Consider the following 15618-nt stretch of genomic DNA (forward strand, 5'->3'; position numbering starts at 1 on the left):
GAGTCCTTTCACGCCCCTCCAGTCGACGTGCGGGCCGGGGGCGGGTGCAGTCGCTGTGCAGGGCTTCCGTTGGGGGCGGCAACCGTTGAAACAATAGTCAACAGTTGTACTTTTTCAACCCGATCACTGGGTGAGAAGGTCGACACGGGAGGTACGGAAGTGGTGTCTTAGCAGGTAAAGGGCTTATCGTATCGTGTCGAATTGCCTGCCGTTCGATTGTCTACAAACAGACATTCCGAAGAACTGACGCACGGCGTTGACCGATTCGTGGCCGATCCGTGACCGTTCGATCCGTTCGACTCCTACAGGCGCGACGCCTTCGCCGTCGCGGTCATGGCCGCCAGGTCCGCGTCGCTCAGTCCCAGGGAGCGCGCCCGCTCGTACTCGCCCGCGATCGTCGTCCCCATCCGCATCGGCGAGTCCGTCCCCAGCACCACCGCGATGCCCGCCTCCAGGAACCGCGGCAGCGGGTGCGCCTCGATCGCGGGCACCATGCCCAGCACCACCGCCGAGGTCAGGCAGACCTCCACCGTCACGCCCCGCGCGGCCAGCAGCCGCATGATCCCCGGATCGCTCGCCGCCCCCACGGCGTGCCCGATCCGCCCGATCTGCTCGATCTCCGCCAGCGACCCGAGGTTCGAGGCGTTGAACGCCCCCGCCGGCACCGTCACGCCCAGGCCCGCCGCGCCGGCCGCCTCGGCCACCACCCGGCCCCGCGTCCAGTCCGCTTCGGCCGCATACGGAACGTAGATGATCTCGATGCCCGCCAGGCCCGCCGCCGCCGCGTCCCCGAACGCGTCGCACAGCTCCCGCAGCATCGGGTCCCACAGGTTCATGCTCAGGATCGCGCCCGCGTCGAAGCCCGGGAACTCCTCGGCCACGCTCGAGCGCGCCGCCTCGAAGCGCTCCATGAACTGCGGGTACACCACCGACTCCTGCGGCAGGCGCAGCTCGGTGTAGACCGCGCCGCCGCGCGCGGCGGCGGCCAGGGCGTCCTCCAGGATGCCCTCGTAGACCTCCGGGTCCACCGCGTCGAGGTCGAAGCGCGGCACCGCCGACATCCGCTGGAGCCGGGCCAGCCCCGGGGGCGCCACGGTCTGCACGCTCTGGCGCCGGTCGGCCCAGTCGACCGGTGAGGAGCTCAACACCTGATCAAGGCGCGCGGGCCATTCCGTGTTCTGGTGCAGGTCGATGAGGTCCATGTTGGGATGATCACATTTCGATCACGAACCGGCCGGGCAATCGCACGGCGTGTCCCTTTCGGGGACTGACTGCTTTCCGACACTCACGCCTGCTGTCCCTCCTTCGGATGAACTTACCGTGCTTCCGACCAGAACCGATGCGATCGGGTGCTCCCGTTCGCACCACCCGCGCGAACCGTGACGGCCCGACCGCCGATGACTCCCTGATCACGGCCCGGACGCCCCCATGAGACACCTCCCATCCCCGCTCGCGGAGGTACCGTCAGGCTTGCGTCACAGTTAGACTTCCCCCTTATGAACCCGCACGACGAACCCGAGATGGGCCCGCTGCTGTCCGGCATCGGCAGACTGGCCGATTTCAAATCGCTCGACGACGCCGAGCTCCCCGGCTTGGCCGAGGAGATCCGCGAATTCCTCGTCGGCGCCGTCGCCCGCACCGGCGGGCACATCGGCCCCAACCTCGGGGTCGTCGAGCTCACCATGGCGATCCACCGGGTCTTCGACTCGCCGCACGACCAGATCGTGTTCGACACCGGACACCAGTCGTACGTCCACAAAGCACTCACCGGCCGCGCCGGTCAGTTCGCCGGACTGCGCGGTCGCGGGGGCCTCACCGGCTACCCGAGCCAGGCCGAGTCCCCCCACGACCTGGTCGAGAACTCCCACGCCTCCACCTCCCTGTCCTACGCCGACGGCCTCGCCAAGGCCCACGCCCTGACCGGCTCGGACCGCCACGTCGTCGCCGTCGTCGGCGACGGCGCCCTCACCGGCGGCATGTGCTGGGAGGCCCTCAACAACATCGCGGCCCGCGACGACCTCAAACTCGTCATCGTCGTCAACGACAACGGCCGCTCCTACGCGCCCACCGTCGGCGGCCTCGCCAAGCGCCTCTCCGGCCTGCGCCTCAACCCCGGCTACGAGCCGACGCTCAAGAAGATCCAGGAGCTCGTCGAGCGCATCCCCGTCTTCGGCCGCGCCGCCTACGCGGGCCTGCACGCCGCCAAGACCGGCCTCAAGGACGCCCTCGCCCCCCAGGGCATGTTCTCCGACCTCGGCATCAAGTACGTCGGCCCCGTCGACGGCCACGACATCGCCGAGCTCACCGAGGCGCTCGACCGCGCCAAGGGCTTCGGCGGGCCCGTGATCGTCCACGCCCTCACCGAGAAGGGCCACGGCTGGGCGCCCGCCCGCGCCGACGAGGCCGAGCAGATGCACGCCCCCTCGGCCGCGTTCGACCCGATCACCGGCGAGCCCGTCGCCGCCTCCAAGCGCCGCTGGACCGGCGTGTTCGCCGACGAGCTGGTCGCCCAGGCGTCCCTGCGGCCCGAACTGGTCGCGATCACCGCCGCGATGCCCGGCCCCACCGGGGTCGACAAGCTCATGGCGCGCCACCCCGAGCGCGTGTTCGACGTCGGCATCGCCGAGCAGCACGCCGTCACCTCCGCCGCCGGGCTCGCCATGAACGGCCTGCACCCGGTCGTGGCCGTCTACTCCACCTTCATGAACCGGGCCTTCGACCAGACCGTGCTCGACGTCGCCATGCACCGCCTGCCGGTCACGTTCGTGCTCGACCGGGCCGGCATCACCGGCCCCGACGGGCCCAGCCACTACGGGATCTGGGACACCTCGATCTTCCGGGTCGTCCCCGGCCTGCGGATCGCCGCGCCGCGCGACGCCGCGAGCCTGCGCGAGGAGTTCGCCGAGGCGCTCGCGATCGACGACGGCCCCACGATGCTGCGCTTCCCGACCGGTGCGATCCCCGAGCACGACCTCGCCGCGGTCGACGTCCACGAAGGACTCGACGTGCTCGTCAAGCACGAGGACGACGAGCTGCTCATCGTCGCGTGCGGCTCGTTCGCGGCCGTCGCCGTCGAGGTGTCGGCCCTGCTGGCCGAGCGGGGCATCCGGGCGACCGTGGTCGACCCGCGCTGGATCTCGCCGGTGCCCGACCCGCTGGTGAAGCTCGCGGGCCAGTACCCGCTGGTGGCCACTCTCGAGGACGGCATCCGGACCGGCGGCTTCGGCGACGCGCTCGCGCAGTCGCTGCGCGACGCGGGCGAGGACGTGCCGCTGGTGGACTTCGGGGTCGAGCGGGGCTGGCACCCGCACGGGACCCGCGCCCAGCTCCTGGCCGATCTCGGCCTCACGGCGGACGCGATCGCCGACCGCCTCGCCGCCGAGGTGCACCGCCGCGGCGAAGCCGAGGCGCACCACCACTGACGGACAGCGGCGCGGCGGGCCCTGTAGGACCCGCCGCGCCCGGTGCTGTCGTATAGACGCCCGCAGTCAGCGGACGGGTTGCACGCCTACCGCATGGACTTCAATCCGTCGCGGATCCGCGCGAGATCGCGCCGGCGCTTCTCGAAGGTCGCACCCGCGAGGATGAGGATCGCGCCGCCGATCGCGGGCGGGATCCACACCGGGATCAGGTGCCACAGCAGGGCCAGCTCGTTGATCGTGACGACCGCCAGCGCGATCGAGCCGAGCACGAGCGGGGCCTGCCAGCGCCGGTACAGCCCGGCGAGGATGACCGCGATGGCGGCCGCGCCGAGGCCGACCCGGCGGGCGACCTCGTCGTTGCCCCCGATGACCGCGAGCAGGCTCGGCGCGAGCACGAAGACCACGGGCAGCGCCAGGGCCGCCCACGACCCGGTCTGCGGGCGGCGCTCCAGCCGCCACAGACCGATCACGAACAGCACGGCCCCGGGCGGGGCCGTGAACCACTCCAGGGTCGTGACGCTCTGCGCGGCCAGGAGCGCCCACCACCCGAGCGTGCCGGTGCACAGGGCCGCGATCGTGTAGCCCCACTTGCGGACCGGCGCCATGATGGCGGCTCCGGTGAGCGCGAGCGTGTAGATCCCGAACTGGGCGGGCAGGAACATCCGCGCGTCCGAACTGGACAGCAGCGACTCGATCCAGTCGAAGAGTCCGCCGGCGGTGATCGAGATGCCCGCGAGCACGTGGGCGAGGACCGCGGCGAGCACCCGGTCGGGGCGGCTGCGCCTGGGGGCGCCGACCGCGACGACGAGCATGACCGCGGCGGTGACCGTGAGCCAGAACGGGATCCAGCCGGGCCCCGGGTCGAGCGTCTCGCTGGCGGAGGCGGTGAGCCCGGCGGCGGGCGCCCACACGACGACCGCGACCCAGCCCGCGCAGCGCCCGGTGAGCGTCCGGGAGGCGAAGGCCGCCGCGAGCCCGATGAGGGCGCACAGGAGGAACCCGATCGTGGGGACCGCGTCGTAGCGCGCCGGGTCCTCGTGCCACAGCAGGACCGCACCCGAGACGACCGCGAACGTCACGGCGAGCGCGGCGAGGTCGAGGCGGTGTCCGAGCGGCACCAGGATCGAGGCGGCGGCCAGGGCCGCCAGCACGACCGGGACCTCCCACGTGAACAGTTCGCCGGGGTCGGAGCCCTGGAGGGTCCACAGGCCGTTGAGGGTGATGAACGCGGCCGCGGCGGCGGTCCCGGCCGCGATCAGGTAGGACGCGGTGGCGAGCGCGGCCCGCATCGGCTCGCGCACCAGCGGCGCGACCAGGCGCGCGGCGAGGAACGCGCCGAAGTGGGCGCTGAGGTCGGGTGCGTCGAAGGTCGCCATGGCGAACGCGGCCAGCGCCGTGAGCCCGGCCGCCAGTGCGGTGATGAGCGACCAGCGGTGGTGCTTGGAGCGCATGAGGGACAGCGAGACGATTGCGGCCGCCAGGAGCGTGAGCGAGGAGACGGCGAACGCGTCCGAGTACGAGCGGACCGCGAGGACCAGCGCGGCCACCACGAGCGACCCGGCGGCCGAGGCGGCGACGAGCATGGTGTTCAGGGAGACGCCCAGGTGCCGGGCGAAGTACACGCCGACGAGGTTCGCGGCCGCGAGCACGGCGACCGCGGCGGCCACGGGCGGCATCACGGGGTCGTCGAGTCCGAAGGCGGCGCGCAGGCCCGCCGAGAAGGCGGCGACGACGGCGGCGCAGGTGAGCAGGCGCGACGCCCATTTGTCGGAGCCGGCGAACTGGCCGGGGCGGTTCCCGGTGATCCAGGCGGCGGCGCCCAGGGCGAGGGCGACGGTGAGCATGAGGACGACGGCCAGGCCCAGGTCGCTCGCGGCGGCGTACGAGGCCCCGACGAGCGCGAGCGGCAGGAGCGCCCAGCTCGTGGCGCTGAGCTTCGCGGCGGCGCGGTAGACCGTGAGCACGGCGAGCACCGCGGCGGTCCACGCCCCGATGGTCTCCGGTCCGAAGTCCGCGCCCGGCGGCCGGTACAGGTAGTACCCGGCCAGGGTCGTGCACCACAGGGCGAGCGCGCCGAGGGCCCCGAACGTCTCGGCCGTGGCCCAGAGCTTGAAGCGCTTGCACGCGAACGGGATGGCCAGAAGCAGGACGGTGACGCCGCCGAGGATCGCGGCGCGGCCGCCGTTGCCGAGGTTGCGCCAGGCCACGGCGGTGAAGATGATGATCGCGGCGGCCACGAGCAGGCCGCCGAGGCTCAGGAGGACGGTCTGGACGGTCTTGTTGCCGACCTCGCCGCGGTCCCGGGCGGGCGCGGGGTACCCGACCGGCGGGACCCCGGCCGGAGGCGTGTGCGGCGGCTGCGCGGCGGCCGGGTGCGGGGGCGTGCCCTGCGGCGAGGGCAGGGGCGCGGGTGCGGCCTGGGGCGACGTGCCGGGCGCGGGCGGGGACGGCGGGCCTGCGGGCGTCGTGTTGGGCGGCACCGGCGGGCCCGCCGGCGGCGTCGCCGCGGCGGGCGCCGGAGAGGGTGCCGGAGAGGGTGCCGGGGAGGGCGAGGTGTGGGCCCGGCGTTCGGCCTCGGCGAGGTGGCGGGCGGCCGCCTCGCGGAGTCCGTCGATCACGCCGCGCCGCTCGGCTTCGACGGCGGTCCGGCTCTGGAGTGTGGCGGGCATGGCCGCGAGGATCACGTCGAGCTCGCTGAGCCGCGCGAGGAGCGGCTCCGGCCCGCGGCCGCACGCACCGCATCGCTCGGCCGTGGAGGGGCTTCCGCAGCGTGGGCAGTTGTACGTTGTCATGTGCACAGTGTGGTGGGCCTGTCAAATAGCGGTTCGGGCAAAACGGACGCGTTTTGTACGCGGTCCACAACGTTCCGCATACGCGTCCGAGCATACGGACCGGAATTCTTCAGGTTTCCTCCAAACGGCGCAGTGCACACCGGACAAGCCCGGTCATCCCATGACCGGGCTTTTCTCCGCCGAAGCGGAGACGGGAACGGGCCCCGCATCGGGGGATGCGGGGCCCGTTCCGTCGGGAGGAGGAAAAGTCTTCTAGGCTTCGGCCTCGTAGGCGTCGATGACGTCCTCGGCGAGACCCTCCCACTGGGCGTACGCGTCGGGGAACGCCGACACCTGCACGGCCTGGGCCGCCGAGGCGATCGACATGTCCTGCCAGCCGTCGATGTCCTCGAGGGTGCCGTAGAACTTGCTCGCGGAGGTCGAGACGTCCATGAGCTCCTCGACCGAGCCCCAGCCCATCGAGGTGCGCTGCTGGAAGATGCCGACGGAGTCGTGGTCGGAGTAGGTGACGTCGGAGTCGGTGTACTCGAAGCTCTCCGGGACGGCCTCGGAGGCGGCGTTGTACATCTTCGCCTCCTGCATCGCCGTGGCGAGCGCGACGGCCCAGCCCTGCTCGTCGAAGCCCATCTCCTTGCCGGCCTCGATGATCGTGACGGCGTTGGCCTCCTGCTCGTCGTCGAGGTCGCTGACGTCGATGTCGACCGGGCCCTCGGGCTCGGCCGCGGGCTCGGGTGCCGGGGCGGGGGCCTCGGTGGTCTCCACGGGCGCCGGGGCTTCGGTCGTCTCGGGGGCGGCCGGGGCGGTGGTCTGGGGGACCGGCTCTTCGGTGGTCTCGTCGGCGGTCTCCGCCGCGGCCTCGGCCGGAGCCGGGGCCTCGGTGTTGCTGATGGCCCAGGCGGCGGTGGCGCCCGAGCCGGTGAACACCGCGGCCGCGACGGCGATGACCGCCAGGCGGCGCACGCGGTGGTGCTCCTTGAAGCCTTCGAGGGTGTTGGTCAGCCGCTGGGTGACCGCGGCGGCGGCGCTCCGGACCGTGCCGGTCACGCCTTCGATGATCCTGCTGATCTGCACCGGGCAACCGTAGGGACTGGAATTCGCAGGTCAAACCCGCTCGAGCCCTCATTTTCCAAAGTGACCGCGAGGTTCCTAGCCGGTAAGCTAGTGCCACGGCATTTGACCGGTACCGACCCTATCGAGCAGTGTGTACGGGCACATCCTCGCTGCCGCCCGACCCCCTCCGGACACGGGACGAGCCCGGCCTCATCCGTTCGGACGAGACCGGGCTCCGCGCAAAGATAACGTGACCGCGGTTACCTAACCGTGGGCCCCGAAGGGCTTACCGGACACCTCGGTCGAAATCCCCGCCCGGTCCAGGTACGGCGTCAGCCCGCCCAGCCAGAACGGGAACCCCGCGCCCATGATCATCGCCAGGTCGACCTGCTTCGGCGAGGGCACCACGCCCTCGTCCAGCATCAACCGCACCTCCTCGGCCAGGCCCCGCAGCACCCGCTGCTTGACCTCCTCGGCCGACGCCGGCTGGTTCCCCAGCTCGACCAGGGCCTTCGCCTCGTCCGTCAGCTTCCCCCTGCCCTTGGCCGACGCGTCGAACACCGGGAAGTCGGCCTCGGCGAGGCGCCGCAGGTTCTCCGACGCCGGGAAGCGCGGACCCAGGTCCTCGTTCAGGTGCTGGCACAGGTGCCACGACACCTGCAGGCCCACGAGCTCCAGCAGCGCGAACGGCCGCATCGGCAGCCCCAGCTCGTCGAGCGCCACATCGGCGGTCTCGATCGGGGTGCCCGCGTCCACCACGCCCGTGACCTCGGCGAGCATCCGCCCCAGGAGCCGGTTGACGATGAACGCCGGACGGTCGGCCGAACCCACCGCGGTCTTCTTCAGCTTCTTCGCCACCGCGTACGCCGTCGCCAGCGTCTCGTCGTCGGTCTTCTCGGTCGCGATGACCTCCACCAGCGGCATCACGGCCACCGGGTTGAAGAAGTGCATCCCCACCAGGCGCTCGGGGTGCTTCAGCTGCGAGCCCATCGCCGTGATCGACAGCCCCGAGGTGTTCGTGACCAGCAGGCACTCCGGGGAGATGATCGACTCGACCTCCGCGAACACGGCCTGCTTGACCTTCAGCTCCTCGAAGACCGCCTCGATCACCAGGTCGCAGTCGGCGTACACCGACTTGTCGGCGCTGGCCGAGACGAGCGCCCGCAGCTTCGCGGCCTTGAGCTTGGAGACGCGGCCCTTGGACGCGAGCTTGTCGATCTCGGAGCGCACGTAGGCGAGGCCCCGCTCGGCCCGCTCGGCGTCGAGGTCGGTCATGACCACCGGCACCTCCAGGCGCCGGGCGAACATGAGCGCGATCTGCCCGGCCATGAGGCCGGCCCCGACCACGCCGACCTTGCCGACGTCCTTGGCCAGGCCCGGGCTCGGCGCGCCCTCGGGGCGCTTGCCCAGCGCGCGCACCAGGTTGAACGCGTAGATGCTCGCCTGGAACTGCGGTCCGGCCTCGAGGTCGGCGAGGGCCTCGTCTTCGGCCAGCGAGCCCTCCTCGAACGAGGCGGTCTGCGCGAGCTCCAGCAGGTCCACGGCCCGCACGGCCGCGGCCGAGGCGTTGTGGACCTTCTCGTTCACGAGGTGGCGGACGCCGGCGATGACCTGCGGCCACGCCTCGCGGTCGACCTCGGGGCGCTCCACCGTCAGCTCGCCGGTGGCGACCTTGACGGCCCACTCCAGGGACTCCTCGATGAAGTCCGCGGCGTCGAACTGCGCGTCGGCGATGCCCAGCGGCACCAGGTCGGTCCCGCGCAGCATCTTGTTCTGGTTCAGCGGGTTCCCGACGACGACCTGCGCGGCCTTCTCGATCCCGATGAGGTTGGGGAGGATCTGCGAGCCGCCCCAGCCGGGGATGAGCCCGATCGAGACCTCGGGCAGGCCCAGGCCCATCGCGGTCGAGGACACGGTGCGGTAGTGGCAGTGGAGCGCGAGCTCGAAGCCGCCGCCCAGAGCGGTGCCGTTGACGAACGCGAACGTCGGCACCGCGGAGGACCTGAGCCGCTTGTAGAGCGCGTGCCCGGCCTGCGCCAGGGCCAGGCCCTGCTCGCGGGACTCCAGGCTCGGCATGAGCTTGATGTCGGCGCCGGCCAGGAAGATGAACGGCTTCCCGGTGACGGCCACGAGCTTGACGTCCTCGGCGGCCTCGACCTCGTCGAGCGCGCGCCACAGGGCCTTGAGCCCGCCAGGCCCGAAGGAGCTGGGCTTGGTGTGGTCGTAGCCGTTGTCGAGCGTGATGAGCGCGGCCCTGCCGCCGAGCCCGCGCGGCTCCATGTAGCGGACGTGGGCCTCGGTGACGACCTCTTCCTCGAAATCGGGAAGGTCGAGCGGCGTCGCGTACATTACTTGGCCCCCTTGAAGTTCGGGTTCTCCCAGATGACCGTGCCGCCCTGGCCGAGGCCGACGCACATGGTGGTGATGCCGTAGCGGACCTCGGGGTGCTCGGCGAACTCGCGGGCGAGCTGGGTCATGAGGCGCACGCCCGAGGCCGCGAGCGGGTGGCCCATGGCGATCGCGCCGCCCCACGGGTTCACCCGCGGGTCGTCGTCGGCGATCTTGAAGTGGTCGAGGAACGCGAGCACCTGGACGGCGAAGGCCTCGTTGATCTCGAACAGGCCGATGTCGTCGATGGTCAGGCCGGCGCGCGCGAGGGCCTTCTCCGTGGACGGGATCGGCCCGACGCCCATGGTCTCGGGGTCGACGCCCGCGAACGCGAAGCCGACCATCGTCATGGCGACCGGCAGGCCGAGTTCGGCGGCGGTCTCGGCGTCGGCCAGCAGGCACGCGGTGGCGCCGTCGGTGTTCGGCGAGGAGGTGCCGGCGGTGACGCGCCCGTGCGGCCGGAACGGCGTGCGCAGGTTCGCGAGCCCCTCCATGCTGGTGCTCGGCCGCGGCAGCTCGTCGCGGGTGGCGACGGTCCAGCCCTCGTCGGAGCGGGCGGCCATCGTCGTGACGTCCGCGGACAGCTGCTCGGCGGCGGCGGCGTAGCGCTGCTGGGTGCGCACCGCGTAGGCGTCGGCGCGCTCCTTGGTGATCGACGGGTACAGGTCGTGCAGGTTCTCCGCCGTGACGCCCATCTGAAGGGCGTCGGGGTCGACCAGGCGCTCGGCGATGATGCGCGGGTTGGGGTCGACGCCCTCGCCCATCGGGTGGTTGGACATCGACTCCACGCCGCCGGCGATGGCGATGTCGTACTGGCGGGACGCGATCGCGGAGGACACGCTGGTCACCGCGGTCATGGCGCCCGCGCACATGCGGTCGATGGAATAGCCCGGGACGGAGCGGGGGAGTCCGGCCAGCAGTGCGGCCGTGCGTCCGAGTGTGAGGCCCTGGTCGCCGATCTGCGTGGTGGCCGCGAGGGCCACCTCGTCGATCCGCTCAGGCGGCAGCCCCGGGTTGCGGCGCAGCAGCGACCTGATGGCGCGGATGATCAAGTCGTCCGCTCTGGTGTCCTCGAAGAGTTTGCCCGCCTTGCCGAACGGGGTCCGTACCCCGTCGACGAAGACGACATCGCGGATGGTGTCGTTCACGCCAGCCCCTCCTTTGGGTATGCAACGTCACAACGAATGTTACCCGCTAGTAAGTTCGATGTCACGGCGCACCCAGCCTAATGTCAGGGCGGCCTGAAACGGTGCATCCGCGCAGGTGACGGCCCCCCGGAGGCGACCGACTCGGACAACGGCTTCGCGCCGTCGCCCTTTCGCGTTCTAGGAGTCCTTGAGCGCTTCGGCGAGGCCTTCGGCCAGGAGGCCTATCTGCCACTCGCGCGCGCCGCCCTCGGCCAGGACCGTGCGCACGTGCTGCTCGGTGACCTTCTTCGGCGGCTCCCACGCCAGCCCCCGCACCAGCGCCGGGCTGATGAGGTTCTCCGCCGGCAGCCGGTGCTTGCCCGCGGTCTCCGAGACCACCTCGCGGGCCGCCGACAACCGCTCGGCCGCGACCGGGTCCCGGTCGGCCCAGCGGTGCGTCGCCGGCGGGCCGTCCTGCGGCGGCGTCGTCGACGGCAGCTCATCGCCCGGCAGCGTCCGCGCCTCGGCCAGCGCCGCCAGCCACAGACGCGCGTTCGAACGCCCGCCGCGCCTGCGGAAGCCCGCCAGGCTCATCAGCTCGGCGAAGTCGGTCGGGTCGGCGGTCGCCGCCTCCACGATCGCCGCGTCCGGCAGGACCTTCCCGGGCGCGCGGTCGAGCTTGCGCGCCAGCTCGTCCCGGGCCTCCCACACCGCGCGCACGCGGGCGAGGGCCTTGGCCCCGCGCACCTTGTGTATCCCGCTGGTGCGCCGCCACGGCTCCTTGCGCGGCTTGGGCGGACCGGCGGTGCGCACGTGCTCGAACTCGGCCTCGGCCCACGCCGACTTGCCCTGCTTGGCCAGTTCGGCCGCGAGCTTGCCGCGCAGTTCGGTGAGGAGTTCGACGTCGAGGGCGGCGTAGACGAGCCAGTCGTGGGGGAGCGGGCGCGAGGACCAGTCGGCCGCCGAGTGCTGCTTCTCCAGCCGGTACCCGAGCAGCTGCTCGGTGATCGAGGCGAGCCCGACCTTCTCGAAGTCGCACAGCCGCGCCGCCAGCTCGGTGTCGAACAGCTTCGCGGGGCGCAGCTCCAGCTCCTCCAGGCACGGCAGGTCCTGGCTCGCGGCGTGCAGGATCCACTCGGGTCCGGTGAGCGCCCGCCGCAGCGGGGCGAGGTCGTCGATCGGGATGGGGTCGACCAGGAACGATCCCGAGCCGGCCCGGCGCAGCTGGATCAGATAGGCCCGGCCCGAGTAGCGGAAGCCCGACGCGCGCTCGGTGTCGATGGCGATGGGCCCGGACCCGGCCTCCAGGCGTTCGGCCGCCTCGGCCAGATCCGCGGAGGTCTGAATGAGCGGGGGCATGCCTTCGCGCGGCTCGGTGAGGAGTTCGGCTTCGGGTTCGGGCTGGGGATCGGTCACCTGTTCACCGTACGGCCAGGTAACCTACGCGCGCTACTGCCCCGCCGCACAGGAGACCGATTTCCACCCGATAGTGGCTGGATCACCCGATTTATCCTCCATGATGGACGCCGCGTCCGCGAGCGGCCTGCCACAGCGACCGCCCGAGTGCGGGCCACATCGCACTCGCCGCTGCGGGCGGGGCCCCCGGCGGCGTGGAAAGATGGCGTTGTGTCCAATGCAGCAGCTTCCTTGAGCCAGTCACCGTTCCTCGCGGCCTGCCGCGGCGAGGAGCCCAGCCGCACCCCCGTCTGGTTCATGCGCCAGGCCGGGCGCTCCCTCCCCGAGTACAAGGAGGCCCGCGCGGGCACCTCGATGCTGGAGGCCTGCCGCACCCCCGAGCTCGTCGCCGAGATCACGATGCAGCCGGTGCGCCGCTACGGCGTCGACGCCGCGATCTTCTTCTCCGACATCGTCGTGCCGATCGCCGCGATCGGCGTCGACATCGAGATCGTCCCCGGCACCGGCCCCGTCGTCGCCGAACCGTTCCGCACCGAGGACGACGTCAAGCGCCTGCGCAACCTCGACCCGTGCGACGTCACCTACATCACCGAGGCGATCGGCCTGCTCGTCAAGGACCTCGGCGACACGCCCCTCATCGGCTTCGCCGGCGCCCCGTTCACCCTCGCCTCCTACCTCATCGAGGGCGGGCCCTCCCGCGACCACGCGAAGACCAAGGCGCTCATGCACTCCGCCCCCGAGGTCTGGCACGGCATCGCCTCGCGCCTCGCCGCCATCTGCGGCGAGTTCCTGCGCGTCCAGGTCGAGGCCGGCGCCCAGGCCGTGCAGCTGTTCGACTCCTGGGCCGGAGCGCTCTCCGAGGCCGACTACCGCCGCTTCGCCCTGCCGCACTCGACCGCCGCGCTCGCGGGCGTCGCGCAGTCGGTGCCGCGCATCCACTTCGGCGTCGGCACCGGGCACCTGCTCGAGGCGATGACCGAGACCGGCGCGGAAGTCTCCGGCGTCGACTTCCGCATCCCGCTCGACCAGGCCGCGAAGCGCCTGCCCGACAAGGTCCTCCAGGGCAACCTCGACCCGGCCCTGATCCTCGCCGACGACGCGGCGCTCCTGGCCGAGACCGACGCCGTGCTCGACGCCGCGCAGAGCGCCAAGGGCCACATCTTCAACCTCGGCCACGGGGTCCTGCCGGACTCCGACCCCGAGAAGCTCAAGCTCGTCGTCGACCGCGTTCACGAGCGGACCGGTCACGAGCGGACCGGCGGCGAGGCCGCCCGCCGATGAGCCCGATGACCCCCGCCCGCGTCACGGGCACTCCCGGCCGCACCCGGGTCCTGGTCGTGGGCGGCGGCATCACCGGCGTCGCCGCCGCGCACCGCCTGCGCGAGCGCCTCGGCCCCGACGCCGAGATCATCATCGCCGAGCAGTCGATGCGCCTGGGCGGGAAGATCCGCACCGTCGAATTCGCCGGGCGCCCCGTCGAGACGGGCGCCGAATCGCTCCTGGCCGCGCGGCCCGAGGCCATCGGCCTCGCCCGCGACGTGGGCCTGGGCGACGCCATCGTCCACCCGGCGGCGCTCAAGCCCGCCCTGAGCCTCGGCGGCGAACTCGTCGACTTCCCGGCCGGGCACATGATGGGCATCCCCGGGGACCCCGCCGACGTGGCGGCGATCGCGAACGCCAAGGAGCGCCCCGACAACGGCATGGCGATCCTCGAGCCCGGCGCCGACATGTCCGTCGGCGCCCTGGTGCGCGAACGCCTCGGCGACGAGGTCCTCGACCGGCTCGTCGCCCCGATGCTCGCCGGGGTCTACGCCGGCGACGTCGACCGGCTCTCGGTGCGCGCGGTCATGCCGCAGCTCGCGGCCGCACTCGAACGCCATGCGCGCCTGACCGAAGCGGTGGCCGAGATCAAGCGGCCGTCCACGGGCAAGCCCGTCTTCGCGACCATCGACGGCGGCCTCGACCGTCTGGTGACCGCGACCTCGGCCGCCTCCCGCGCCGAGATCCGCCTGGGCATGACCGTCCGCGAACTGCGCCAGACCCCCGAGGGCTGGGAGGTCATCGCCGGGCCCGTGCCCGACCCGATCAAGATCACGGCCGACGCCCTGGTGATCGCGGTGCCCGCCTCGCCCGCGGCCGATCTGCTCAGGTCCGTCGAACCCCAGGCCGCCGCCGCGCTCTCGGGCGTCGCCTACGCCTCGGTCGCCTTGGCCGCCTTCGCGTTCGACAAGGTCGAGCTGCCCCAGCGCTCCGGGTTCCTCACGCCCGCCTCCGAGGGCAAGACCGTCAAGGCCGCCACCTTCGCCTCCCAGAAATGGCCCCGCCTGGGACGCCGCCGCCAGATCGTGCGCGTCTCCATGGGCCGCCTCGGGGAGGAGGCGCTCCTCCAGTACGACGACGCGACCCTCGCCAAGACCGCCCTGCGCGAACTCGGCGAGCACCTCGGGCAGCGCCTGCCCGAGCCGGTCGAGCAGCGCGTCGACCGCTGGGGCGGGGCGCTGCCGCAGTACGCGCCCGGCCATCTCACCCGGGTGGCCGCCGCCCGCGAGGCCCTCGCCTCGCACCGCCGCATCGCCATCGCGGGCGCGGCGGTCGACGGGGTCGGCATCGCCGCCTGCGTCGCCTCGGGGCAGGCCGCCGCCGAGGACATCGCCGAACAGATCATCGCCGACTCGAAATAAGAAGGGCCGCAACGTGACTGAACCGCAATCGAATAACCCGAACGCGCAGCGCATCAAGGAGCTGAACGACACCATCCGCTACACCCTGTGGTCGGTGTTCCGCGTCGAGGAGGCCATGCCGGCGATTCGCCAGGACCTCGCCAGCGACATGGAGGCGTTCTTCGCGAAGCACTGCGGCGACCAGGGCGTGACGGTCCGCGGCACCTACGACCTCACCGGGATGCGCGCCGACGCCGACCTGATGGTGTGGTGGCACGCCGACTCCTCCGACCGGCTCCAGAAGGCCTATTCGGACTTCCGCCGCTCCGCGCTCGGTCGCCACCTCGCGCCGGTCTGGTCGAACATGGCGCTGCACCGCCCGGCCGAGTTCAACCGCAGCCACCTCCCGGCCTTCCTCACCGAGGACCCGAAGGGCTACGTGTCCGTGTACCCGTTCGTGCGCTCGTACGACTGGTACCTGCTGCCCGACGAGGAGCGCCGCGACCTGCTGCGCGAGCACGGGCAGATGGCCCGCGACTTCCCGGACGTGCGGGCCAACACCGTTCCGGCGTTCTCGCTCGGCGACTACGAGTGGATCCTCGCCTTCGAGGCCGACGAACTGCACCGGATCGTGGACCTCATGCGCGAACTGCGCGCCTCCCGCGCGAGGCTCTATGTGCGCGAGGAGATCCCGTTCTACACCGGCAAGCGCCGCTCGATCACCGACATCATCAACGACCTGCCGTAGTGGACGACGGAGGCG

10 protein-coding genes are annotated in these 15618 nt (G+C 72.1%); 4 read left to right on the forward strand and 6 right to left on the reverse strand.

Going from position 1 to position 15618, the window contains the following annotated elements; translation table 11 throughout:
• Window positions 1-302: 302 nt before the first annotated feature.
• Window positions 303-1202, reverse strand: coding sequence for an amidohydrolase family protein (locus tag BLQ63_RS07510; RefSeq protein ID WP_091031087.1), 900 nt, complete (start codon window positions 1200-1202; stop codon window positions 303-305).
• Window positions 1203-1496: 294 nt separating this feature from the next.
• Here BLQ63_RS07510 and dxs point away from each other — a divergent pair, with 294 nt between their 5' ends.
• Entirely contained in the window at window positions 1497-3422 is a 1926-nt protein-coding gene (gene dxs, locus BLQ63_RS07515; RefSeq protein ID WP_091031090.1) for a 1-deoxy-D-xylulose-5-phosphate synthase, read from the forward strand.
• 86 nt (window positions 3423-3508) lie between these two features.
• On the opposite strand, the gene BLQ63_RS07520 is transcribed toward dxs, so the two are convergent.
• The 5 genes from BLQ63_RS07520 to BLQ63_RS07540 form a co-directional block, all read right to left on the reverse strand.
• The gene (locus BLQ63_RS07520; protein ID WP_143014800.1) at window positions 3509-6214 is read right to left on the reverse strand and encodes an SCO7613 C-terminal domain-containing membrane protein; all 2706 of its coding nucleotides are present in this window, start codon (window positions 6212-6214) and stop codon (window positions 3509-3511) included.
• A 252-nt stretch (window positions 6215-6466) separates the two neighbouring features.
• Complete coding sequence (locus tag BLQ63_RS07525) at window positions 6467-7285, reverse strand: hypothetical protein (RefSeq protein ID WP_091031098.1); 819 nt, start codon at window positions 7283-7285, stop codon at window positions 6467-6469.
• A 243-nt stretch (window positions 7286-7528) separates the two neighbouring features.
• The gene (locus BLQ63_RS07530) at window positions 7529-9613 is read right to left on the reverse strand and encodes a 3-hydroxyacyl-CoA dehydrogenase NAD-binding domain-containing protein (RefSeq protein WP_091031105.1); all 2085 of its coding nucleotides are present in this window, start codon (window positions 9611-9613) and stop codon (window positions 7529-7531) included.
• A complete protein-coding gene (locus tag BLQ63_RS07535; RefSeq protein ID WP_218125118.1) occupies window positions 9613-10800 on the reverse strand; it encodes a thiolase family protein in 1188 nt (395 codons plus the stop codon). Before BLQ63_RS07535 ends, BLQ63_RS07530 begins: the two co-directional genes overlap by 1 nt.
• A 177-nt stretch (window positions 10801-10977) precedes the next feature.
• Window positions 10978-12195: a ribonuclease D gene (locus BLQ63_RS07540; protein ID WP_245680886.1), complete on the reverse strand. Its 1218-nt coding sequence runs from the start codon at window positions 12193-12195 to the stop codon at window positions 10978-10980.
• Between the two features lie 231 nt (window positions 12196-12426).
• Here BLQ63_RS07540 and hemE point away from each other — a divergent pair, with 231 nt between their 5' ends.
• Genes hemE through hemQ form a run of 3 tightly spaced genes read left to right on the forward strand, consistent with a single transcriptional unit; the run spans window position 12427 to window position 15603 of the window.
• Window positions 12427-13476, forward strand: a complete 1050-nt coding sequence (gene hemE / locus BLQ63_RS07545) for a uroporphyrinogen decarboxylase (protein ID WP_218125119.1) — start codon at window positions 12427-12429, stop codon at window positions 13474-13476.
• Entirely contained in the window at window positions 13473-14876 is a 1404-nt protein-coding gene (gene hemG / locus BLQ63_RS07550; RefSeq protein ID WP_245680887.1) for a protoporphyrinogen oxidase, read from the forward strand. Before hemE ends, hemG begins: the two co-directional genes overlap by 4 nt.
• Window positions 14877-14889: 13 nt before the next feature.
• Window positions 14890-15603 carry a hydrogen peroxide-dependent heme synthase gene (hemQ, locus tag BLQ63_RS07555; protein WP_218125120.1) on the forward strand — a complete coding sequence of 238 codons (714 nt, stop codon included), beginning with the start codon at window positions 14890-14892 and terminating at the stop codon, window positions 15601-15603.
• Window positions 15604-15618: the final 15 nt, after the last annotated feature.

It is taken from the genome of Glycomyces harbinensis (assembly GCF_900101745.1).
Taxonomy (GTDB): Bacteria; Actinomycetota; Actinomycetes; order Mycobacteriales; family Micromonosporaceae; genus Glycomyces; species Glycomyces harbinensis.

Bases quoted from the DNA above. Each gene is read 5' to 3' on its own strand.
- hemG (WP_245680887.1), top strand. From the start codon at position 13,473: ATGAGCCCGATGACCCCCGCCCGCGTCACGGGCACTCCCGGCCGCACC.
- BLQ63_RS07530 (WP_091031105.1), bottom strand. From the start codon at position 9,613: ATGTACGCGACGCCGCTCGACCTTCCCGATTTCGAGGAAGAGGTCGTC.
- BLQ63_RS07520 (WP_143014800.1), bottom strand. From the start codon at position 6,214: ATGACAACGTACAACTGCCCACGCTGCGGAAGCCCCTCCACGGCCGAG.
- BLQ63_RS07510 (WP_091031087.1), bottom strand. From the start codon at position 1,202: ATGGACCTCATCGACCTGCACCAGAACACGGAATGGCCCGCGCGCCTT.
- dxs (WP_091031090.1), top strand. From the start codon at position 1,497: ATGAACCCGCACGACGAACCCGAGATGGGCCCGCTGCTGTCCGGCATC.